At 57.4% G+C, this 21,979-nt stretch carries 18 protein-coding genes; 6 read left to right on the top strand and 12 right to left on the bottom strand.

Annotation, left to right across the window (positions count from 1 at the left end; genetic code table 11):
- Positions 1-80: 80 nt before the first annotated feature.
- From Q0753_RS14235 to Q0753_RS14290, 12 genes are all read right to left on the bottom strand, one after another.
- Positions 81-530 carry a PliI family lysozyme inhibitor of I-type lysozyme gene (locus Q0753_RS14235; RefSeq protein ID WP_298722471.1) on the bottom strand — a complete coding sequence of 150 codons (450 nt, stop codon included), beginning with the start codon at positions 528-530 and terminating at the stop codon, positions 81-83.
- Between the two features lie 164 nt (positions 531-694).
- Positions 695-1,552 carry a PA4780 family RIO1-like protein kinase gene (locus Q0753_RS14240; RefSeq protein WP_298722474.1) on the bottom strand — a complete coding sequence of 286 codons (858 nt, stop codon included), beginning with the start codon at positions 1,550-1,552 and terminating at the stop codon, positions 695-697.
- Positions 1,553-1,627: 75 nt separating this feature from the next.
- Complete coding sequence (locus Q0753_RS14245; protein ID WP_298722478.1) at positions 1,628-2,341, bottom strand: RluA family pseudouridine synthase; 714 nt, start codon at positions 2,339-2,341, stop codon at positions 1,628-1,630.
- Between the two features lie 89 nt (positions 2,342-2,430).
- Complete coding sequence (locus Q0753_RS14250) at positions 2,431-3,825, bottom strand: DEAD/DEAH box helicase (RefSeq protein ID WP_367179509.1); 1,395 nt, start codon at positions 3,823-3,825, stop codon at positions 2,431-2,433.
- A 326-nt stretch (positions 3,826-4,151) separates the two neighbouring features.
- On the bottom strand, positions 4,152-4,463 hold the full coding sequence (locus Q0753_RS14255) for a DUF6172 family protein (protein ID WP_298722484.1): 312 nt from the start codon (positions 4,461-4,463) through the stop codon (positions 4,152-4,154).
- 289 nt (positions 4,464-4,752) lie between these two features.
- Entirely contained in the window at positions 4,753-6,066 is a 1,314-nt protein-coding gene (locus Q0753_RS14260; RefSeq protein ID WP_298722487.1) for a CynX/NimT family MFS transporter, read from the bottom strand.
- Positions 6,067-6,589: 523 nt separating this feature from the next.
- Positions 6,590-7,267 carry a hypothetical protein gene (locus Q0753_RS14265; RefSeq protein WP_298722489.1) on the bottom strand — a complete coding sequence of 226 codons (678 nt, stop codon included), beginning with the start codon at positions 7,265-7,267 and terminating at the stop codon, positions 6,590-6,592.
- A 237-nt stretch (positions 7,268-7,504) separates the two neighbouring features.
- Positions 7,505-8,206 (bottom strand): hypothetical protein, encoded by a 702-nt coding sequence (locus Q0753_RS14270; protein ID WP_298722491.1) that lies wholly within the window; start codon positions 8,204-8,206, stop codon positions 7,505-7,507.
- Between the two features lie 614 nt (positions 8,207-8,820).
- Complete coding sequence (mukB, locus tag Q0753_RS14275; protein WP_298722494.1) at positions 8,821-13,272, bottom strand: chromosome partition protein MukB; 4,452 nt, start codon at positions 13,270-13,272, stop codon at positions 8,821-8,823.
- Complete coding sequence (gene mukE, locus Q0753_RS14280) at positions 13,269-13,940, bottom strand: chromosome partition protein MukE (protein ID WP_298722497.1); 672 nt, start codon at positions 13,938-13,940, stop codon at positions 13,269-13,271. Before mukE ends, mukB begins: the two co-directional genes overlap by 4 nt.
- Complete coding sequence (gene mukF, locus Q0753_RS14285; protein ID WP_298722499.1) at positions 13,921-15,246, bottom strand: chromosome partition protein MukF; 1,326 nt, start codon at positions 15,244-15,246, stop codon at positions 13,921-13,923. Before mukF ends, mukE begins: the two co-directional genes overlap by 20 nt.
- A 516-nt stretch (positions 15,247-15,762) precedes the next feature.
- On the bottom strand, positions 15,763-16,536 hold the full coding sequence (locus Q0753_RS14290; RefSeq protein ID WP_298722556.1) for a methyltransferase domain-containing protein: 774 nt from the start codon (positions 16,534-16,536) through the stop codon (positions 15,763-15,765).
- Positions 16,537-16,628: 92 nt separating this feature from the next.
- Between Q0753_RS14290 and Q0753_RS14295 the strand changes: the two genes are divergently transcribed.
- The 6 genes from Q0753_RS14295 (at position 16,629) to rsxB (ending at position 21,979) form a co-directional block, all read left to right on the top strand.
- A complete protein-coding gene (locus Q0753_RS14295; protein WP_298722501.1) occupies positions 16,629-17,411 on the top strand; it encodes an ElyC/SanA/YdcF family protein in 783 nt (260 codons plus the stop codon).
- 320 nt (positions 17,412-17,731) lie between these two features.
- Positions 17,732-18,484 carry a triose-phosphate isomerase gene (gene tpiA, locus Q0753_RS14300; protein ID WP_298722504.1) on the top strand — a complete coding sequence of 251 codons (753 nt, stop codon included), beginning with the start codon at positions 17,732-17,734 and terminating at the stop codon, positions 18,482-18,484.
- A 149-nt stretch (positions 18,485-18,633) separates the two neighbouring features.
- The gene (gene pfkA / locus Q0753_RS14305) at positions 18,634-19,596 is read left to right on the top strand and encodes a 6-phosphofructokinase (RefSeq protein WP_298722506.1); all 963 of its coding nucleotides are present in this window, start codon (positions 18,634-18,636) and stop codon (positions 19,594-19,596) included.
- A 421-nt stretch (positions 19,597-20,017) separates the two neighbouring features.
- On the top strand, positions 20,018-20,749 hold the full coding sequence (locus Q0753_RS14310; protein ID WP_298722508.1) for a sulfite exporter TauE/SafE family protein: 732 nt from the start codon (positions 20,018-20,020) through the stop codon (positions 20,747-20,749).
- Positions 20,750-20,841: 92 nt separating this feature from the next.
- The gene (rsxA, locus tag Q0753_RS14315) at positions 20,842-21,423 is read left to right on the top strand and encodes an electron transport complex subunit RsxA (RefSeq protein WP_298722512.1); all 582 of its coding nucleotides are present in this window, start codon (positions 20,842-20,844) and stop codon (positions 21,421-21,423) included.
- Between the two features lies 1 nt (position 21,424).
- Complete coding sequence (gene rsxB, locus Q0753_RS14320; RefSeq protein WP_298722515.1) at positions 21,425-21,979, top strand: electron transport complex subunit RsxB; 555 nt, start codon at positions 21,425-21,427, stop codon at positions 21,977-21,979.

The following is a 21,979-nucleotide window of genomic DNA, read 5'->3' on the forward strand; positions in this document are numbered from 1 at the left end:
ACTTATGGTTACGTTTCATGAGCTTATCCCTAAGCCCGGCGGATAAGTGAAGCATAACGTAAATGGGTCGCCTGGTGGCGCTAGTCACCCTTGGCGGTGGAAGTGCGTAACGCCGCGATTGGGTCTTCATCGGCGACGAGTCCGTCTAGCTGGGTGCGAAAGCGCAGTGTATTCTCAGTAAATTCAAATACATATGCGGACTGGAAACTGCCTGTGCCTACCGAACGCGCAATAACAATGATCTCGGGCCGATCATCACCCACCACATCCGCAACAACGGCCTTTTCAAGCACGCCATCGCGAGGCCGAATGATACCGGCAAGGAAAAACGTCGTTTCATCCGGTGCTACCGCGGCCTGATAAAGTCGCACGCTGAAGCTGCCGATGGATCGTGCTTCCAGCTCACCTTCTGCCACCACCACCGTCTGGCCGGTGGGCAATGTCAGCTTCAAGACCGGGCTTGCCGGCTCTGCCGCCGTCACGGCAGCGACCAGCACCAGGAACATCAACAACATCCAGATTTTTGTCATCTTTTCACCTGCACTTTTTCAACTGCACCAAACATAGCGGTCATGCCGTTGGCTGTAGCATAACGCCCTGCCGCATGATCAGCCTCGCCATCACCGACCATGGCGCGATAAATAACGCTCGAAAGCGTGAGTCGATTTATTGCTCTGCATGCCTTGTTTTAAATTCAGGCATCTTCGGCCGCTTCACGTATGCGCTCTCTGCGATCCTGCTCTTCTTCCCTCGCCGCTTGTATTTCTTCCAGCACCGAGTCTACATCGGCGTTATCGCCGCTATCTTCAAATTCACCGGTGAGTGTGGAATTGGGCGTCAGGTTACCCTCTTCAAACAGCGCCCACATTTCCTTGGCATATTGGGTATGTAACAAGGCGGGAGCAAACTCGCCATAGTAACGTCGCATATTGTTGACGTCGCGGGCGAACATGGCTTGGGCGCTGTTGTTGGCGGCGGCATTCACCGCTTGGGGCAGGTCGATAATCACCGGGCCCTGATCATCCACCAGCACGTTGAATTCGGACAAGTCGCCGTGAATAATGCCCACACACAGCATCAGCTTGATGTAATGCATCATCAGCGCGTGATCTTCCATCGCCTGCTGTTCCGACATGGTCACTTCACCGAGTCGTGGAGCAACATCGCCCTCGGCGTCGGTCACCAGCTCCATGAGCAGTACGCCATCAACACAGCCAAAGGTGTTGGGTACACGTACATTGGCATTGGCTAACGCGGATAAGGCATCGACTTCGGCATTCTGCCAGATTTTTTCCTCCAGCTGGCGGCCATAGCTTGAACGCTTTTCCATGGCGCGAGCCTGCCGGCCACCGCGCACCTTTCGCCCTTCCTGATATTGCGCCGCCTTTTTAAAGCTGCGTTTAGCGGCGTCTTTATAAACCTTGGCGCAACGAATATGCTCACCACAGCGAACAACAAAAATGTCGGCTTCTTTACCGCTCATCAGGCGGCTGAGCACGTCATCGATTAAACCGTCTTCGACGAGAGGCTGTAGGCGTTTGGGTATTTTCACAGGCGGCCTGCTGAGTTGGGTCGGCTATTGATCATTGTTTATTGAATCTGTTCCGTATGTTTGGTGTGTTTCTGATTAAAACGGACAAGGGCAGTGTCCATGAAAGGGCTCGCCGCTGGCAGGGTGTGCAAAATATAAATCACTGGCGTGCAACAGCAACCGATCGGCCATTTGCTCACTCTGTTCATTGTTATAAAGATCACAGCCCAGAATGGGATGGCCTATGGCCTGGCTGTGAATGCGTAACTGATGGGTACGGCCGGTAACCGGGGTAAATTGCACCCGGCTGCGGCGCGGTTGCTCCAGACGCTGTAATACCCGATATTCGCTGGTGGCGGCCTTGCCGCTGGTGTGGCAAATTTTTACGCGAGGAAAATGCTGTTTATCTTTCGCGATGGCGGCGGTGATCAGCCCCTGATCGTCTGCCATCCAACCATCCAGCATGGCCAGATACCGCTTTTGAATGGCTCGCGTCTGAAACTGGTTATTGAGGTGTTGTGCAGACCCCGCATTCAACCCCACCACCATGATGCCCGAGGTGCCGAAATCCAGCCGATGCGGTAACTTGGCCTCGGGAAAGGCAGGCGTCACTCCGGCCTGGCCGTTGACCAGACGATAGTGTACCGAATCCCGATTGAGCGGATTTTTACCCGACAAACTGAGCAGACCGCTGGGTTTGTTGATCAACAGAATGTCGTCATCCTGATAGAGAATCACCACAACATCGTCACACACAGGTGCCACAAAATCATCATTGATGGTGTGAGCCGACCGGGCGATACCAGGCATTATATTCCCCGCTATTGATATACATAGGCCGGTGCCGCCCATGAGAGACCCATGTGGGCGGCACCGGCTTCACTCACAACGAAAAGAGCTTAACGTGAGTGTTGTTCGGCACGCTTGCCGCGTAATATTTTTTTCTTCGGACCGGTGCTTTTGCCGTTATTGGTCTTTTTCAGGCGCACGGGTCTCGCCGTGGTCTTGCCGCCCGTTTCATTACCGCTGTTGGCGCGGCGGGGTTTGCCTTTAAACTTGCCGTTACCTGAACCTTCCAGCTCAATCACGGTTTCACTGGCTTTGTTTGAACGCCCGGACAACACCTTGCGCGAGATGGTTTTCAACAGTGAACCACGGTCACTCACTTCAAAGCCCGGCTTGATGATACGTTTGATGTCGGTACCAATCAGCTTTTTAATACGCTCCAGGGTTTGCTCTTCTTCACGGCTCACAAAGGAAATGGCAGTGCCTTTCGCCCCTGCCCGACCGGTGCGACCGATACGGTGCACGTAATCTTCCGGCAAATACGGCAGGTTGAAGTTCACCACATAATCCAGGCCCTGAATATCCAGACCACGGGCCGCCACTTCGGTGGCGATCAGAATCTGGAGTTTACCGGATTTAAAATCGGCAATGGCACGGCGTCTTGAACCCTGGCTTTTATCGCCATGACACACTGCCGCTTCAATCTTTTTCTTTTTCAGACCGGCCAGCAGTCGCTCGGCCTGCTCCTTGGTACTGGTAAACACCAACACCTGGAACCAGTTTTTCTCTTCCAGCAGCTGTTCGAACAATTCGATTTTGCGGCTTTCTTCTACCGCATACACCGCATGTCTTACGGTCTCGGCCGTGCTGTTGATTTTGGTCACGCGGATCTGCTGATGATTATTCAGCACCTTGTGTGACAACTCGTTGACTGCCGGTGAAGTGGTGGCAGAAAACAGCAGGGTTTGGCGCTTGGGCGCGGTCAGTTGCATCAACTTCAGCACATCGGTGATAAAGCCCATGTCCAGCATGCGGTCGGCTTCATCCAGTACCACAAATTCAACGTCACTCAAGGTCACATTACCCAGGGTAAGGTGCTCCATCAAACGGCCGGGGGTGCTGATCACGATATCAACGCCTGCTTTTAACTTGTTGGCCTGGCCACCCATTTTAACGCCACCGTACAGGGCCGTTACGCTGATGGGCACAAACTTCGCGTAGCCATTAATGGCGTCGGCCAACTGCTCGGCCAGTTCGCGGGTTGGTGTCAGGATCAAGGTGCGAGGGCGACGCTCAACGGTTGCCTTGGGCTTGTCCAGCATGCGTTGCAGCACGGGCACGGCAAAGGCGGCGGTTTTACCGGTACCGGTTTGCGCGGTTACCTGCAAGTCTTTACCGCGACGGGCCGGCACAATGGCCTGAGTTTGTACGGGAGTCATTGCACTGTAGCCACATTCCACAAGAGCGCGTTGCAGATCCGGGGCCAAATCTAAAGATGAAAATTGCATGAGAGATCCTCTGTAGAGTCGCTACAGTCAAAAAAATGAGGGCAGAATATACAGTATTTTAGTGTGGGAAGAGAGGTTTGTTTGTCAGTTGGGTGAATTTTGTACAGCCTTGCTCGGATGGAAAAATGAAGGGAACGGGACGCTATGGCACGGGTGCCGGAGTCAAAAAAGCATCAGGGCTATGCCAAAAAGGAGCCCCGACTCAATCCGCGAAGGGCAGCGTAAACAGGCAGGCGTTGGTTAAACATGTGCGGCTTCACCCCGGGCCTGCCCGCTGCACCTTGCACGCCTATCGGCTGCGATAAGCGTCTTGTGGCCGGGTCTGATCAGGCTTCGGCGTCGTCCGCAACAGCCGACTTCGGCTGGTGGTTACACGCGCGGGCAAGAATCTCGACATAGAATTCGGGCAGTTCCTGCGCTACGGCTGCATCGATATGCTTGTTGATTTCAGAGGTAAAGATCGCTTCTGCTGCCGCTTCAGAGGCACCAAAACGACAATCGAAGGTCCAGTAGTCCATGCCGGCGGGCAGCGACTTGCGACGCTCTCTGTTGAGGTACTTTTTAATATCATGCTTGATTGAGTCCACCAGGCGAGCAGGTTGCAGCTTGGGGTGAGTTAACGCGATAGTCTTTTTCATGGATTTCCTACAGAAGTGCACTCAAGAGTTCAAGAATAAAGCTGAATGAGCTTTTAAAAGCGTATTCTACATGGATGAGTAGCAGATAACTGCCAATTTCTGCGACTTTCTGCCTCGAAAAAGGCAGTAAACGGCTCTGCATGGCACTTTATCAGCCGCCGCTATGCCGGTCTGGCACACCGGTGCCGGATTTTAAACCAAACCGGATATACCGGCGATTACCCCTTGTGGTTGCGCAGGTTACCTCCACCGCACTGCTGTGTTGCCGGCAGCAAAATCGGGCCAAGTCTCATGGTTTATCTTCGGCGTTCTGGGTCGGAAAAAGGTTTTCATCCTCTTCCATGACGGGCGTGAGCGGCTCGCCTTCCTCGTCCTGAAGCTGGTAATCGAACGCCGCCTGCAGGCCGGTTTCGTCCTTGATCTCTTCAACCTCTTCATGCTCGGGCTCCGGGTCAAGGTAGCGCGGGTACAGCGGCGACAAGAGGGACACCAGAATACCAACCGCGGCAAAGGTGGCAAACGCATCGGCGTAGCCGAATTCATGTATCAGCACCCCAACCACCGGTGAGCCGGCCGCCTGCCCCAGTGCCACGGCCATGAATGGCAGCACAGGTCCCATCGACAGTCGGCCCGGCAGCAGCCGAATGCCGGTCATCAAATAAAGCCCGGTCAGACTCATGTAAGCCAGGCCGAACACCAGGGCAGAAAATGCGCTGAGCACCAGTTGGCCGGGGCTGGCCGCCAACAGAGCCAGGCTTGCAGACAACATCACCAGCATCAGCGCGTGCGTAATGGGTGGATTGTTGCGATCGGCCAGATCGGCTATTACGGCCCCGCCAAGACCGGCAATGCCCACCGCCAGCCACAGCCAGCCGGTTGCGCCAGACGGCAGGTCGCCGAGGGTGGCCATCAGGTCGGGGGCGAAAATCCAGTATGCCGACGAGATAAAGCCCATCAGGAAGGCAAACAACGACAGCCTGAACAGACGAGACCACTGCAATGCACTGACGGCAGGCGGCGGCGCCGCGTCTGTTGGCGTGATCCGTGACACAGAAGGAATAAAGAACCAGGCAGACACCATGCCGATGCCCGCCAGCACGGCAAAAGAGACATACGCAAAACGCCAGGCGCCGGCCATCAGCAGCACCGCCGGTACCGCAACCGCCACTCCAATGCTGGTACCCGCGTTCATGACCGCGCTGACGCGCCCGTGCAACGAACGCGCTACCAGCGCCTGCATGGCCGCCGTGAGTGCCGGCATCATCAGGCCGGTGCAGATGCCACAGGCAAACACCCCTGCGCCAAGCGCTAACGCGTTGTCGGCCCGGCTGATCAACGCCAGCCCGACAACACCAAAGCCCGCAGACAACACCGCCGTATTGCGGGCTCCGAGGCGATCGGCGGCCATCGGCGCCACCAGTGTCGCCAGCAAAAAACTGATCAGCGGCAACGCACCGATAATGCCGATTACCGACGGCGTTAGCGCCAGTTCGGCGCGAATGGGCGGCACAAACAGCCCGAAGGCGAAGCGCGCAAGTCCAAAGCTGATGGCAATCAGCACGGCACCAAACAGTGCAAACCCGGTACTGGAAAGCGTCTTCATGTCGCCTCCCGGCAGGCATTCCCCACTCGCTTTTGTTTCATCTCGGCCTTCGCCTCCGACGCGCAACAATCGCCCTGATGCACAACATCCGACTTCGCGTTTATCACCATGCAGCCCTCGCACAAGGCCGGAATGCCGGCCAGGACATAGCTCTTCATACGGATGAGTATAGGGCCTATCAACAACATGTATTGACGGTCACCAGAGTGTATCAAGCGCCCGTTTCAAGGTGCATAAGCGCCTCGCTACCAAAACCCCTTTTCGCCCGCGCCTTTCCGCCGTGCCCGCCGATAACGGAACCGCAATCATCACCATAAAAACAGATAGTATCGAGAGTGGGGTCTGATTACAGGAGTTTCCACTTGGTGTTCTTTCGTCACTCCCCACGTGCGCTTTTGTCATTCCCACGAAAACGGGAATCCAGAGCTTATAGAATGTTCGGACTGCAAGCCGCCTGCAAAGTACTGCCGACCCTGATATCTATACTCATATGATTGGGCAATCATTTTTCCCTGTTCATTTTTCATTCTACCAATATCGCACTGACTCGGGCACCTTGCTGATCAAGTGTAAAGTGTCCCGTTACCACCAGCGTTAAATTTAAGTCCTCTGGCACCTGGCCCCTAAAAAAGTTAGATACATGCTCAAAATCATCAATGCCAGAAATAAAATCGATAGAAAATGAAATAATAATAAACAATGCCTTTAATTTTGTGTAATCAATTGAATCCACAAAATACTGTTCAAAGTAGTCCATATAGAAGTGTTCTTCTTTGGTATAACCTCCGCTGTATAAGGTTGCCGTGCTGCCTTCACGCATCACAAAGCGAAAGTCACCAAAATCCACACCTATCATATTATCACTGGTCAGAGTGTCTATAATATCATTTATAAAAACCTTATAACTTCCATCACTGACAACAAGCACTTTATCAATAATATCGGGGCAGTCAATTCCAGAATAAGGTTTTTCTGCTGTAGTGAGTATCAAAGTTAACGCATCTTTTGATCTTATATCATCTTGATTAGCACTCAACCACTCAAGGTCAGGCTCTATTAAAATAAAAAAATCGACTTCAACTGAAATGCTGCCTGCTTCATCTTTATCTACCAGATGAACTTTCGACAAACCATCAAGACATTCCGAGCTGAAATTAATAACATTAGTAACCAAAGAGCTGGCACTTTTAACATTAAACATAAATTACCTATTTATTAGGAAAGCATCTATTATTTAAGTAACTCGGCATAAATGTGTGGATAAACATTAATCCGCGTCAATGCTGGCAAGGCACTCAGGCAAACACTTCCACATCATTTACGCAAGGGCACTTAAAATTCTTAAAAAAATCCTAATGTAACTCCAAACCCAACCCCTGGCGTATAAAATTATGCCACAAATTAAGAATCACATTTAAACGCTTTTAGTTATGACCAGTTATATCTGTAGCGATTTCATTACTGCAAAAACCTCTGCACTTACAGATCTAGCGCGTTTCCCTTGACCATTGGGCTGCATTACAAACTGAAGCGAATCTTCCAGAGGAACTGCATTTCCGTTATAATCTTCACCTATATGGAATGAATTTGAAAATGCCGCAATCGAATTAGCAAAGTGGTGTATTATTTCGTTCTTGTCTGAATAATCACTTTCATCTAACTCAGACATTCCTGACAAAATAGCACAGTCAATTAGCGTGCCTTCAAGCCACTTTGATGTGGAGGAATAACCTACGCACCACTTCAGATTATTGCCTTCCAAGAAAACTTCCATTGTACTAGAGTTCTCACCAACAAAGCACGATCCTAACATTAACCCCGTAATATTACATTCATTGGATTTCAGCCCAACTTCCCAGATAAGATCAGAAATTGAAATATTACCAATTTTTTTCTTATAGCCATGAGCTGCAATATATACAGTGGTGTTTTTAAACTTTCTTTTACATAAACAATTTAAAGCCTTTATAAAACTACTTTTATCATAGAAATTTGCGTGATAAACCTCAGTATCACCAGCAAGTTTCCCTATACCTTCAACGAAAGGAGTAACACTTGTTCTATTTGAATCGTTACAATCTAACTCCCATGGAGATTCCAGAATCAATATTGCTCGATTAGAACTATGCTGTTTTTTCATATTATTATCCTTTTATACTTAGAGACCAGTTTTTTCATGATCTTGCCCTTCCATACTTTTACACACTGTTTTACTCATTTTTCTGAAAGCAGGCACGCTACCGCACGAATCTTGCGGGCGATCTGGCCTCTCCCTTCCCTGTTTGTTGTGAGGCGCTGTTACCGGCATTTACATTGAACTCGAATGAAGCCCTGCATTATACGGGGCAAGGGTTGCAGATTGGAAGCATCTCAACCACTGGATTCCCGCTTTCGCTGGAATGACGACATAAGTCCTGGGCTATTTGAGTAGTTCAGGCCACGCCGACATTAGCAGGAAGACAAAGGGATCGGCTCAGCCGACCTTCCGCGCCACGGGTGGCGCGGCTGAGCCCCGGATGTATTTACGGCGAGTGGCGGAGTCGCCCCTTTGTCCGACAAACTGAGAGTTACACACATACAAAAAGCCCCGCGACCTTTCGGTTGCGGGGCTTTGTTTCTTGGGGCGTTAATTAAGGTCCACTGAAGTGGACCCTACGGTAAGGCAGGGTAGCAACACCCCCACCCTGCCTCCCCCTGGCATAGCGCCGCCATTATGCCTGCCGGGCCGCAGCCAAGGGGGAGGAGTAGATAGAATTACACCACCGCTTCGCCGGCAAAGCCGCGCAGGCCCACTACGTGTACGTGTTCCTGCTTGCCGTGCACCTTGCGGATCAGCTTGTAGGTGGTGCCTTTTTCCGGGCTGATGTTCTCGGGCGCGGCAATCAGCAGCTGCATGTCCTGCCGTTCGCACAGCTCGAACAGGGTAGCGATGGAGCGGGCGTCCAGTCGGGCCGCTTCATCCAGGAACAACAGCCGGCAGGGCAATACGTCTTTGCTGCGCAGATGGCGGGATTCTTCTTCCCAGCTCTGCAGCACCATCAACAGAATGGCCTGGCCGGTACCAATGGCTTCACCGGTAGACAGGGCGCCGCTTTCGGCACGCAGCCAGCCGTCGGCACCACGCTGCACTTCAATGCCCAGATCCAGGTAGTTGCGATAATCCAGCAACGCCTGACCCAGCACCTGCGGGCTGCGGTCTCCCTGCTCCAGTTGCGGGTTCAGCCGCTGGAACAACTTGCCCATCGCTTCCGAGAAGCTCAGCTCCTTGCTGCTGAACAGGTCCTGATGGCGACCTTCGGGGTCGCTCAGCGCCTCCAGCAGGCGGCCGTAGGTGTCGCGAATGTTCACGTTCAGGCGCACGCCGGCCACCAGACCAAAGCTGATGTTCTGCAGGCCCTGGTTAAGCTGGCGAATACGGTTCTGCTCGCGGCGAATAATGGTGTTGATCTTGGCCGCCACTTCCACCGACGACAGCGACAACTGGCCTTCGCGCAGTTGCAGCTCGTCGGCCAGCCGGCCCAGCTCCACTTCCATTTCTTCCAGCGCTTCCACCGGATCGTCGGCCCGGATGATGTCGTGCCGAATACGAGCCTTGAGGTGACTGAACACCAGGATGTAGAACTGCACCTTCTGCAGGGTATTGCGGTTGCCCTCAGAGAGGCGCAGCGCGTCACGCAACTCTTCGTCGTGAGCCACCGCCAGGCGCAGGGCACCCAGCGCCTTGTCGGAAATGGAACGCAGCTCGTCGGCATCCAGATACGCCAGCTCGGGCCGGGCCAGGCGGCGCACCACGTCGTTGTCGCGCGCCAGTCGCACCACCTTGGCCCAGTTGGCCTTGTGGGCCACCAGTGCCTTGCGGGCGGCAAAATAGCCCTGGCCGTCTTTGCCGAGGCGCTGACTCAAGGATTCGATTTCGCGCTTGCTCACCTGGCGCTGGGCCTCGGTCTGGCTGCGCTTGCCACGGGTGTGCACCAGCTCGTTTTCAATGGAACGCTTGGCCTCGCGGGCCTTGTCTTCCATGTCGGACGCAAGCTGAATGCCCAGGGCGGTCAGCTCGTCACGGAATTCGTTAAGGGTGGCGCTTCTTGCATCGCGGCCGGTTACCAGCGCGGTGCGGGCCTGCAGGGCGTCGGTCAGGCGACCGTTCAACTGCTCGGCACGCAACCCGGCCTTGCGACGGGTTTCTTCCGCCTGCACCAGCTTGGCCTTGAGGCTGTCATTCATGGCCGAGCTTTGATCCAGCAACTGCTCGGCGTCGGCATAGGCCAGGTGCGGCAGTCGGGCCACCAGCTGGGTCAGGGCGTAGGTACGGTTACGCGCTTCGGTCAGCTCGGCCTCGGCCTCGGCCACCTGCTGTTGCAGGGCGTCGAATCCGGCGGGATCCTGGCGCAATACCTGCACCTGCTCGGCCAGGCGCCCCAGGCGCTGGCCGTGGGCGGCCATGAAGTCGCGGGCCGTATCCAGCTGGGCCATTTCTTCACGGGCGGCGGCCAGGCGTAGGGCCAGGCCCTCGTCGGCCAGCCAGTCTGCCAAGGGCAACAGCTTGTGCAACAGGCTCTGCTGCTCGCGCAGCTGGTTGCGCCGGGCCTGCCACTGATCGCGCTGGGCGGCAATGGTGGCCAGCTCCTGTTCCAGCTGATGCTGCTGGGCAGCCAGTTGTTCCAGTGCCGCTTCCGGATTATCGCCAAAGGCCAGTTGCAGGCCCTGACCAACAAACTCACTCAACTGGTGATACAGGCGGCTGTGCTTCTGCTGGGCAAAGGCCGACTCGGCATAACGGGCGCTCACGGTTTCCAGTTCGGCGCTCAGTTGCTCGATTTTGCCCTCGCGGGCGGCGCGGCCAAACATCGGCTCGGTCGGAAAACGGGAATAACGCAGCTGGCGTTCGCCGTTTTTCACCCAGATGGCGCCGTCCAGCTCGGTGGCGTGCAGCAGGTCTTCGTCAAAGGCGTCCGGGTTGCCCTGGATCAGGTACAAGTCTGCCGGGCACGACTCCAGTGCCTGCAGTTGCTCCAACGCCGCCTGCGGGTCGGCCACCACTATGCCGTTGCGGGCCGGGCCATACAACGCCTCGTAATAGGGCGCATCGTCTACGGCAATGTCGTCGTATACGTCGGCCAGCAGAGTACCGCCCAGCTGTTCGCACAGGGCAATCAGCCGTGGATCGGCGTCAACGCCGCTGCTCAGGCCGCGAATTTGCTGTTCCAGCTGCTGCTTGGTGGCCAGAGACTGCTGCTTGCTCTGCTCGGCCTGATGCTCGTCGCGCAGCGCCTGCTGCATGGCGGCAGTCACCTCGTTGCTGTCACTCAGCGGCAGGCCGGACAATTCGCGCAGCCGCTCCAGCTGCTGTTGGGCCTTGTGCCAGGCAGGAGCCTGGCCGCGCAGCGCGGTCACCTGCGGCGCAATCTGCCCCAGGCGAGACTGGCTTTGGCGCTGGGCGTCGGCACAGTCGGCCAGTTTTTCTTCCAGCTCGGTTTTTTGCTCGTCCAGCTCCGCCAGTTGCAGTTCCAACTCTGCTTCGTCCTGCACCGGACGGCCCAGCCGGGCCAGCTCGGCCTGCAGCGCCGTGGCTTTTTCGCGCTTGCAGGCGCCCTGCTCGGCGTCCTGCAACTGGCGACGAATGGCGCCGTCGCGCGCCAGCAGCGCCTGATATTCCCTGCCCTGCTCCAACAACTGGTTGGCGCGGGCAAAGGCGGACTCGCGGCTCACGTTACCGTCGATGGCCTGCAACAGCGACAGCGCCTGATCGTATTGCGCACGAGCGGCTTCGGCGAGCGAGAGCTGCTGGCGTTGTTCCAGCACCACGGCGGTTTGGGCCTGCTCGCGTTGCTGGTGCGCCTGCTCTTCGGCTTTGGCCTGCTCCGGGCTCAGCTCCGGCAGGCCGCAGCGCACCTTGGCTTCACCCAGGGCCTGACGGGCCTGACGATACTGAATGGCGCGGGTCTGCTGGGTGTCGAGCGCCTGCTGATAATCGGCCAGCTGGCTCTTGAGGCTGTCCACCTCTTCTTCGGCCGCCGCTTTGGTGGCGGTGGCTTCCTGCTGTTCGTCCTGCAGCTCGGCCAGGGTTTCTTCCTGAATGGCGAGCTTTTCTTCCAGCTCGTCCAGCTCCAGCTGATAACCGGTGATCTTTTCGTTGAGCTTGACCCCGCTCAGCACCCGCGCCAGATGCTCGGAGGCGATGTCCAGCTCGTCACCCAGCATGCGCTCGCGGGAGCCCAGGTGTTCCAGCTCGTCGGCCAGATAAATCAGCCGGGCCCGCTCTTCGGCCAGAATGCGGCGCTCTTCGGCCAGCGCCTTGCGCGCCGACAATGCCTGCTCCGACAGCCGCTTTTTCTCGGCGCTGTTGCGCACGTAGTCGGCGGCCACATAGTGGGTGGTTTCGGTGATCAGCTGGCGAAACAGATCCCGCTGACGCTGGGTTTCGCGAATGGCTTCCAGGGTACGGCGGTTCTCGAAAATCGCCGCTTCCATGTCGTTGAACGCCTTGCGAATACCGGCATTTTCCGGCAGCAGGTAGTCTTTGAGGCTGCGGCTGATGGTGCTGGAAATACCGCCGTACAAGGAGGCTTCGATCAGGCGATAGAACTTGACCCGATCGCGCTGATCCTTGAGCTTGCGCGGGGTAACGCCGGTATCGAACAGAAAATTATGATACTCGCTCACCGTATTGAAACGGGTAAAGCGCAGCCCGTCCTGCTGGGCCACCGCCTTCAGCTCGTTGAGCGAACGCACCTGGCCGCGGCCGTCGTCCAGCCGGTGCAGCAGCAGCGCGGTAGGCGTATGTTCGGGCTTGATGCCCTGCACGCTGAAGGGCGTGAGATTGACCTTGTTGTCGCGGTTGGCTACCTGCTCCAGGTGCACACCAAACCAGACCCGTTCGCCCTGCGAGGTGTCGACCTCAATCATCGAATAGCAGTGGCCGCGCTGCAGCTTGCCGTACAGGCCCTTGTCGCGGCTGCCGGACTGGCTGCCCGCCTCTGTGGTGTTGCGAAAGTGCAGCAGGCTGAGATCGGGGATCAAGGCGGCAATAAAGGCGGCCATGGTGGTGGACTTGCCGGCGCCGTTACCGCCGGACAGCGTGGTCACCAGGGTGTCCAGCTCGAAGGTACGGGCAAAAAAGCCGTTCCAGTTAACCATGGTCAGGGAATGAAACTTGCCCCGGCTGAAGGTGTTCAAGGTGTTTTCGGGCGTCGCTGAGGTGCTCACTGCTCGTTCTCCTGCTCTTCATCCTGGTCGTGGCCGGCCACCGCCTCGCCGTCTTTAATCATGCGCAACTGCAGTTCGCGCGGATCTTCGTCACTGCGCACGTCGGCGGCAAAGCGAAACACCGCTTCGGTAATGCGAAACTTGTCCTGGCTGCCCACGGCGCTGACCATGCCCAGCCGTTTGAGCCGGCGAATGGCGCTTTTCAGCTTGTCGGCCAGCTTGCGTTTGTCCAGATCACTGCCGCCGGCTCGCTGGTTGACCATGCGCAGCAGCGCGGCCTCGTTGGCCAGGGTCAGCACTTCTTCCTGCAAATCGAGCAGGGAAAAGACCCCTTCGTTGATCAAGCGGTCCGGGCTCAGATACAGGTAGCACAGTACCTTGCCCACCAGCATTTCCAGCTCGGACAGAATGGAGGTGCCCAGCTCGCTGGTGGAGCGCGGGCGCAGGTAATAAAAGCCCTCGGGGGCGCGCACCAGTTCAACGTGATAGCGCTGATAAAAGGCTTCCAGCTCCGGGTAATACTCCTGCAGCAGCGAATGCTGCTCCAGCTCGTCGGCGCTGATGTGGCGGCCGGCACGCAGCTGGTTGTCCAGCGCCGGAAACAGCGGGTTGGCAATGGCCTGAACCAGACGCGGGTCCAGGGCGAGATCAGTATTGGTCGATAACATGTGCTTGTACCTTGGCCCCGTGGGCGTTGATGCGTTGCCAGTCCGGCTGGGCGGCGCCCATGCATTCGGCGTTGGCGTGGCCCAGCTTGACCGCTTCGTCGATCAGCAAACGGGCAATATCGAAATGTTGGTATTGAGGATAATCGTGCAGGTAATCTCTGAGCACCGCCGCCATGTCGAGCGGCTTGCCGGCGAGCGGAAACGCCTGCAGGTGATCGCGTATGCGGCCCGACAGCTCGGCCGACACGTCCACCATGTCGTGATATTCCAGCTCGACCGGCAGCTCGCCGGTCACTTCTTCGGCGTAGGCGGCCATGGTTTCGTCGCGCAGCTCCAGCAGCGGCTGGGCCTGGGCGATGCACAGCCGCCAGTTGTGATCTTCAAACTGGCGAATGGACTCGCGCAACCGCTGGCTGAAGGCACGGTTCTTGTCCATGTCGATGGCGGTACGAATAAAACGGTGCACGTGCAGGTCGTACCGGGCCCACAGCTCGATGCACTGGCTGCCCCACAGAATAATGGCGTCCAGTCGGGCCTGCAGTTGCTGGCACAGCGGCGCCAGCGGCTCGCCGCGTTCGCTTTGTTGTAACTGTTCTTCGATGTTGAGCAGGCTTTGCTGCAGGCCATGGCCGGCCTTGTCGAGCGTGTCCTGCAGCTCGCGCAGGGTCAGGCCGGTTTCACGCAGCAGCTGTTCGCAGGCCGAAATGGCTTCGTGCCAGTTCTTGTTGAGCAGCGAGGCGATGTTGGCCTTGACCGCATTCTGCTGCTCGTCCATGGCGCGCTGGGTGTCGTCGATGCGCGCCAGCTGCTCGGAAACCGAATATTTGAGCCGGCCCGCCACATCCTGCGCCCATTGTTGTTCGTTCGGGCTGGCGGCTATGGTCTCGGCAATAGTGTCCAGATCCTGGGCAATCTGCGCCAGCTGCAACGACAGCTTGATTTGGCTGACTTCGCGCTGGGCGGCAAAGAATTCGACGATGGCCACGCCCAGTCGCGTCAGCCGGTACAGGCTTTCGCCCTCGCCCGGCTCGCCCTGAAAACGGCTCAGCAGCCGCTGGCGCACCAAATCGTTAATGGCATTGTTACCGCGGCTGGACTGGGTGTCTGTGGCCTGCTCGAAGCCCTTGCTCACAAAGCCAAAGGCGTGGTGCAGCTCGGCCTCGGTCAGTTGCGGCTGCTCGCCACCCCGCCCGAATACCTGTATCGCCAGCAAGAACGCCAGCCGCTCGGGCGGCAGGTTTATGCCTAGATTTTCCTGTTTGACCCAGCCAATCCAGTCCGGCAGGGTGCGGGACATTTCCGTCATCTTGCAGCTCTCTTCAGTTCTTGTTTCTGTACGCCCGAAAATGGAAACGTGGCTGGTATACGAGGCCACAGGGCTCACTCCGCCGACTCGCTATGAATACCTCCCTGTACGCTCGCACATGCCATCCATGGCATATGACGGTCGGCCGAGCCGAGCCCTGCACCCTCTTCTCGTGGCGTTGGCATCGCCTGCCATGGCTGACAACAACCCCACGTCGTGCGTGGAAGCGTGGGTTGAGGCAGCGCCGATGCTACAGGGAGGAGCAAGAGAGCTGTCCCGCCGACCATGATATGCCATGGCCGAAAATTGCTCCTGCCGTTCCGGCATTCCCGCCATCCATGGCGGTCAGATGGCATATCGAGCCTCCATGGGGCGAGCTTGCTTGCCGTGACGAGCTGTTTCAGCCTGACCGAATATCCAGTGAATGTTCGCAGCAGGTTGAAACAGCGAGTGTCATGTCACATGGCGTGTCGGCGGGGCTGTCCCTTGCTCCGACTCTTCCTGACACCTAAGCCCTCAACCAGCTTTCTTTGCCAACACGTGAATGTAGCGCCCCAGGTGCATGAAGGGGGCTTGTCGGGCGTGGGCCAGCTCCATGGCGATGACTTCGTCTGCCTGCTCGACCTTGATGCGTTTTTCCACCATATAGTCGTGGATCACCCGCACCCCACTACGCCCGGTTATAACAAAGCCCAGCTCGTCCAGCCACCGGTAAACCTCATCAGGTTTGCAGGGCCAGCCCGGCGTCAGTTTCTGGCGTCGTTTCTTGACCAGATTGGCGTGCACATAATCAAAGTGCCCCATCACCAGGCTGTGATACAGAAGGCCGTCGCGGTTATAGAACATCAAAGACAAGTGGCCGCCGTCGGCCAGCAGCGCCTGCAAACAGGCCAGCAACTGAGCCTGTTCCTGCACCCATTCCAGCACCGCATGGCACAAAATCAGATCGAACTGGCCCAGGTCCTCAACAGTTAACGACTGAATCGGCGCCTGAATAAACTCGAATTGCGCCAGCAGGCCTTTTTCGGCTACCTGCTCCTTTGCCAGCGCCAGCATTTCACCGGACAAATCGCACAGCACCACCTTGTGGCCTCGGGCCGCCAGCGGCTGCGACAGCGGGCCGAAACCGCCGCCCGCGTCCAGAATGCGCAGCGGCCGATCCGGCAAGTCGGCCAGCAGCTCGTCGATATCGCGGCTCAACACCGCCAGCCGAATACGCCCCTTGGTGGTGCCGTAGATATTGCGGGCAAAGGTATCACTCTTGCCGTCGAAATTGGTATTGCTCTTTATGACCTTGGGCTTTCTTCTCACCGGGGTGTTTCTTGCTGAGTCTGGGGGCGCTATTCTGGCACAACCAATACGGTTAACAAATGCGTGTGTACATGGGAACGATGTTTTTGGCGAAAAAATGGCTGGGTAGCCTGTTATTACCGCTACCTCTGCTGCTGATACTGGGCTTTTTCGGGTTGATTATGCTGGCAAGGCAGCACAGGCGCAGTGGAAGTGCGCTGATCCTGCTGTCGCTGACCGCCTTGCTGCTGCTGTCTACCCGGCCGGTGGCCAACCGGCTGATAGCACCGCTCGAGTCGCAATTTCCGCCCCATGTAATCGACATCGACTCGCCGGTGCAAGACATCATAGTGCTGGGGGCCGCCCAGGTGGCGGATCTGTCGCTACCGCTGCTGAGCCAGCTGGGTAACGCCGGGCTTATCCGTATCACCGAAGGTGTGCGGCTGGCCCATGTCTACCCCGAGGCGCGCATGATAGTAAGCGGCTATGCGGGCGGCGAAGGCCGTTCCAGCGCCGAGCTGTACGGCGCCGTGGCCCAGGCGCTGGGCATAGCGTCCAACCGGTTGCTGATGTTACCCGAGCCGAAAGACACCGCCGAAGAGGCCGCCGCCATTACCCCGCTGATTGCCGGGCGCCGGGCGCTGCTGGTCACCTCCGCCAGTCACATGCCGCGCGCCATGACGCTGTTCGAGAGCGAAGGCGCACAACCCCGGGCGGCGCCGGTGGGCCACCACGCCAAAGAGAGCAACGCCGCCCTGCCCTTGTACACCTATCTGCCCCGCGGACGTTATCTGGAGCGCAGCGAAATTGCCTGGCATGAATATTTAGGGCTAGGCTGGCAAGCCCTTCGGGCTGCGGGAAGTTCCAGGCCGTAAAGCTGTCTTTTGGGCACAGTTTACACATAGGACAAAGGGCCAGCTCCGCCGACCCGCTATGAATACATCCATGTACGCTCTCCGTTTCGTCCCTGAAACGGAAGGTCGGCTGAGCAGATCCCTTTGTCCTCCTTGAAGCTCCGGCGTCGCCTGTTTGTGATGCCAACAGCTAACTCGGGCGTCAAGAAGCAGGATTGCTTTGCAGTTTCCTTTACTTACCGCTGATCGCTTACAGCTTACCGCTGCCCGAAGGGGACTCTGGTCTTGCCGGATCCCTGCCCCTATAATGCCCTCATTTAACGAACAGGAAACAACACAAGATGCGACAGACTCTGGTAATGGGTAACTGGAAACTCAACGGCAGCAAAACCATGGTGGCCGAGCTGATCAATGCCCTCAAGGCCCCCGCCGCCGAGACCCCAAGCGTGGCCGTGGCGGTATGCCCGCCGGTGCTGTTTCTTGGTCAGGCCCAGGCACTGCTGACCGACAGCAATATTCTCCTTGGCGCGCAAGACGCAGATATCCATACCCAGGGCGCTTTCACCGGCGAAAACTCCCCGGCCATGTATGCGGAGTTTGGCGTGCATTATGTGCTGGTCGGCCACAGCGAACGCCGCACCCTGCACGGCGAAAGCGATGCCATGGTGGCCGCCAAGTTTGCCGCCGTGCAGCAGGCCGGTCTGGTGCCGGTGCTGTGCATCGGTGAAACCCTGGAGCAGTTTGAAGAAGGTGAAACCCGGGCCGTGGTCGAGCGCCAGTTGCATGAAGTCATTGCCCACTGCGGCATTGATGCGCTGGCCAATGCCGTGATCGCCTACGAGCCGGTCTGGGCCATCGGCACCGGCAGGACCGCCACCCCCGAGATTGCACAGAACGTGCACGCGGCCATTCGCGGTTTTGTTGCCGGGCAACACGCCGAAGTCGCCGCCGGGGTGCAGATCCTCTACGGTGGTTCGGTCAAGGGCGCCAGCGCCGCCGGCCTGTTTGCCATGGAAGATATCGACGGTGCCCTGGTCGGTGGTGCCGCCCTGCAGGCCGACGAATTTGCCGCCATTATTCGCGCAGGTGCGTAACAAGCACCGAAGGTTCTTTTCATTCCCACGAAGGTGGGAATCCAGTGCCCTGTACCATGGATTCCCACCTTAGCGGAGCATATCTGTACAAGGGCACTATGAGTGATCAATGCTTCCCGAAATAAAAATGGATGTAAAACGAGGGCGAGATGATTAAACGAATTGGAGTACTGACCAGCGGTGGCGACGCCCCCGGCATGAACGCCGCCATTCGCGCCGTGGTGCGAACCGGGCTACACCATCATCTGGAGGTGTTCGGCATTCACAGCGGCTACCTGGGTTTGCATCAGAATGACATAGTACCGCTGGATCGGCAGTCGGTGTCGGATGTGATCACCCGCGGCGGCACCTTTCTGGGCTCGGCCCGCTTTCCCGAGTTCAAGAACGAAAAAGTTCGGGTGGAAGCGGTCGAAAACCTCAAGAAACACGGCATCGACGCCCTGGTGGTGATCGGCGGCGACGGCTCCTACATGGGCGCCATGTGCCTGACCGAAATGGGCTTTCCCTGTATCGGCATTCCCGGCACCATCGACAACGACATTGCCGGCACCGACTACACCATCGGTTTCGACACCGCGCTTAACGTGGCGGTAGAGGCCATCGACCGGCTGCGCGATACCTGCAGCTCCCATAACCGCATTTCGGTGGTGGAGATCATGGGCCGCCATTGCGGCGACCTGACCTCCTCCGCCGCGGTGGCCGGTGGTGCCGAATACGTTATCGTGCCGGAAGTAGCCTTCGATCAGACCGAGCTGATTCAACAAATTCACGAGGGCGTGGCCAAAGGCAAGAAGCACGCCATTGTCGCCATCTGCGAGAACATGTGTGACGTCAACCGGCTGGCGTTCGATATTCAGGCCGCCACCGGCCGCGACACCCGCGCCACCATTCTGGGTCACATTCAGCGCGGCGGTACGCCCACCGCACAAGACCGCATCATGGCCAGCCGCATGGGTGCCCGGGCGGTAGAGCTGCTGCTCGAAGGCTACGGCGGCCGTTGCATGGGCCTGCAGAGCAATCACATAGTGCATCACGATATTATCGATTGCATCAAGCACCTGAAGCGCCCGTTCAACGAAGAAATGTACCAGTTGTCGAACACCCTGTTCTAAACGAAAAAAACGGCCAGACCGGTCGAATAAATTCGACCCTACGAACACCAGAACCACACCATCTGTCGTAGGGTCGACTTCAGTCGACCAACGGCATGACACGCAGGCCTCACGGTCCAATAAATTGGATCCTGCGAACACCAGAACCACACCATCCGTCGTAGGGTCGACTTCAGTCGGCCAACGGTGTTATACGCTGGCCTCACGGTCCAATAAATTGGATCCTGCGAACACCAGAACCACGCCATCTGTCGTAGGGTCGACTTCAGTCGACCAAGGGGGTTCAGCCGTGTTCTCGTCATTTCCGCCTGCTCGTGGAGCCAGCTCGCAAAATCGATAAGACCAGCCTGGCCTATGCTTCCCCCGCTCACGGCGATTGGCCATAATGACTCCCATTTTGTGTTTTCAAGGCCATGACCCGATGGATAACCTCGATGTAAATTTCATGGTGCTGCTGCTGGCCGCGCTGGCCTGCTTTGTTGGCGCCTATGTGCAAACCGCCATCGGTTTTGGCATGGCCATAGTGGCCGCGCCGATCCTGTTTTATCTGGATCCGGCGCTGGTGCCCGGCCCGCTGATGGTGGTGCTGCTGGTCATGTGCCTGATGAACGGCTGGCGTTTTCGCAAGGGGCTGGAGCTCAACCTGCTGGCGCCGGCGCTGCTGGCCCGCATTCCCGGCAGTGCGCTGGGGGTCTTGCTGCTGGCGCTGGTGTCCCAGCAGGTGCTGGCCATTCTTATCGCCATCACCATCATGCTCGGGGTGCTGGTGCGGCTGAAAGACATAGCACTGCCGATGACCCGCACCAACATGGCGCTGGGTGGCTTTATGTCCGGGGTCATGGGCACCAGCACCACCATCGGCGGGCCGCCGATGGTATTGGTGATGCACGGGGCAGACATGCACCGCATTCGCGCCAACCTGGCCGGCTTTTTCGTGGTGTCGACCATGATGTCGGTGGCGGCCCTGGCGCTGGGCGGTTTTCTAACCCAGGAGCACCTCATACTGGCCCTGCCGCTGGTGCCCGCGACCCTGCTCGGCAACTGGGTGGCGGCCCATACCCTGCATCTGGTCTCCCGGCCCGTGATGCACTACGGCTCTTTGCTGCTTTGTACCCTTGCCGTTATTGGCATGTTAATTAACACTTTTTTCTGAGGCCCACCCTATACCCACAGCATCTGTGGCATTGTTAAACGAGGCATAAAGTCCGATAATAACCGCCGTTATTTATTATCCGCCGAGTGATCATGTCTGAATACCTGCTGCTGTTTGTCGGCACCGTGCTGGTCAATAACTTCGTGCTGGTCAAGTTTCTCGGACTGTGCCCCTTCATGGGGGTGTCCGGCAAACTCGAGACCGCCGTCGGCATGGGGCTGGCCACCACCTTCGTACTGACCCTGGCTGCCGCCTGCTCTTATCTGGTTAACCAGTATATTCTGCTGCCGCTGGATCTGCTGTATCTGCGCACCCTGTCGTTTATTCTGGTGATCGCCGTGGTGGTGCAGTTCACCGAGATGGTGGTGCACAAGACCAGCCCTACCCTGTATCGCCTGCTGGGTATTTTTCTGCCGCTGATCACCACCAACTGCGCGGTGCTGGGCGTGGCCCTGCTCAACATCAACGAACAGCATAACTTCATGCAAAGCCTGGTCTACGGCTTTGGCGCGGCGTTGGGCTTTTCACTGGTGCTGGTGCTGTTTGCCGCCATGCGCGAACGTCTGGCCGGGGCCGATGTACCGGCGCCGTTCAAGGGGGCGGCGCTGGCGATGATCACCGCCGGCCTGATGTCACTGGCCTTCATGGGCTTTACCGGACTGGTCAAGTTGTAATATGAGCAATATTTTAATCGCCATCGCGGTGCTGGCGTTGCTGGCCCTGATTTTCGGCCTGATCCTCGGCTTTGCCGCCGTGCGCTTTCGGGTAGAGTCCGATCCCATCGTCGAGCAGCTCGACGAGCTGCTGCCCCAGACCCAGTGCGGTCAGTGTGGTTATCCGGGCTGTCGCCCCTATGCGGCGGCGGTGGCCGAGGGCGACGACATCAACAAGTGCGTACCCGGTGGCGATGCCACCATGCGCAAAATGGCCGATCTGATGGGTGTAGAGCCCCAGGCCATGGGTGAAGAAGCCGCCGCCCCCGTGAAAAAAGTCGCCTTTATTCACGAAGACATGTGCATCGGCTGCACCAAATGCATTCAGGCCTGCCCGGTCGACGCCATCGTGGGCGCCACCAAGGCCCTGCATACGGTGATTGCGGATGAATGCACCGGTTGCGATTTGTGCGTGGACCCCTGCCCTACCGATTGCATCGAAATGATACCGCTCTCGGTCACTCCCGATAACTGGAAATGGCAACTGCCGCCCATCGCCATCAAGCAGGTAGATTAA

It is taken from the genome of uncultured Oceanisphaera sp. (assembly GCF_947495715.1).
GTDB classification, from domain to species: domain Bacteria; phylum Pseudomonadota; class Gammaproteobacteria; order Enterobacterales; family Aeromonadaceae; genus Oceanimonas; species Oceanimonas sediminis.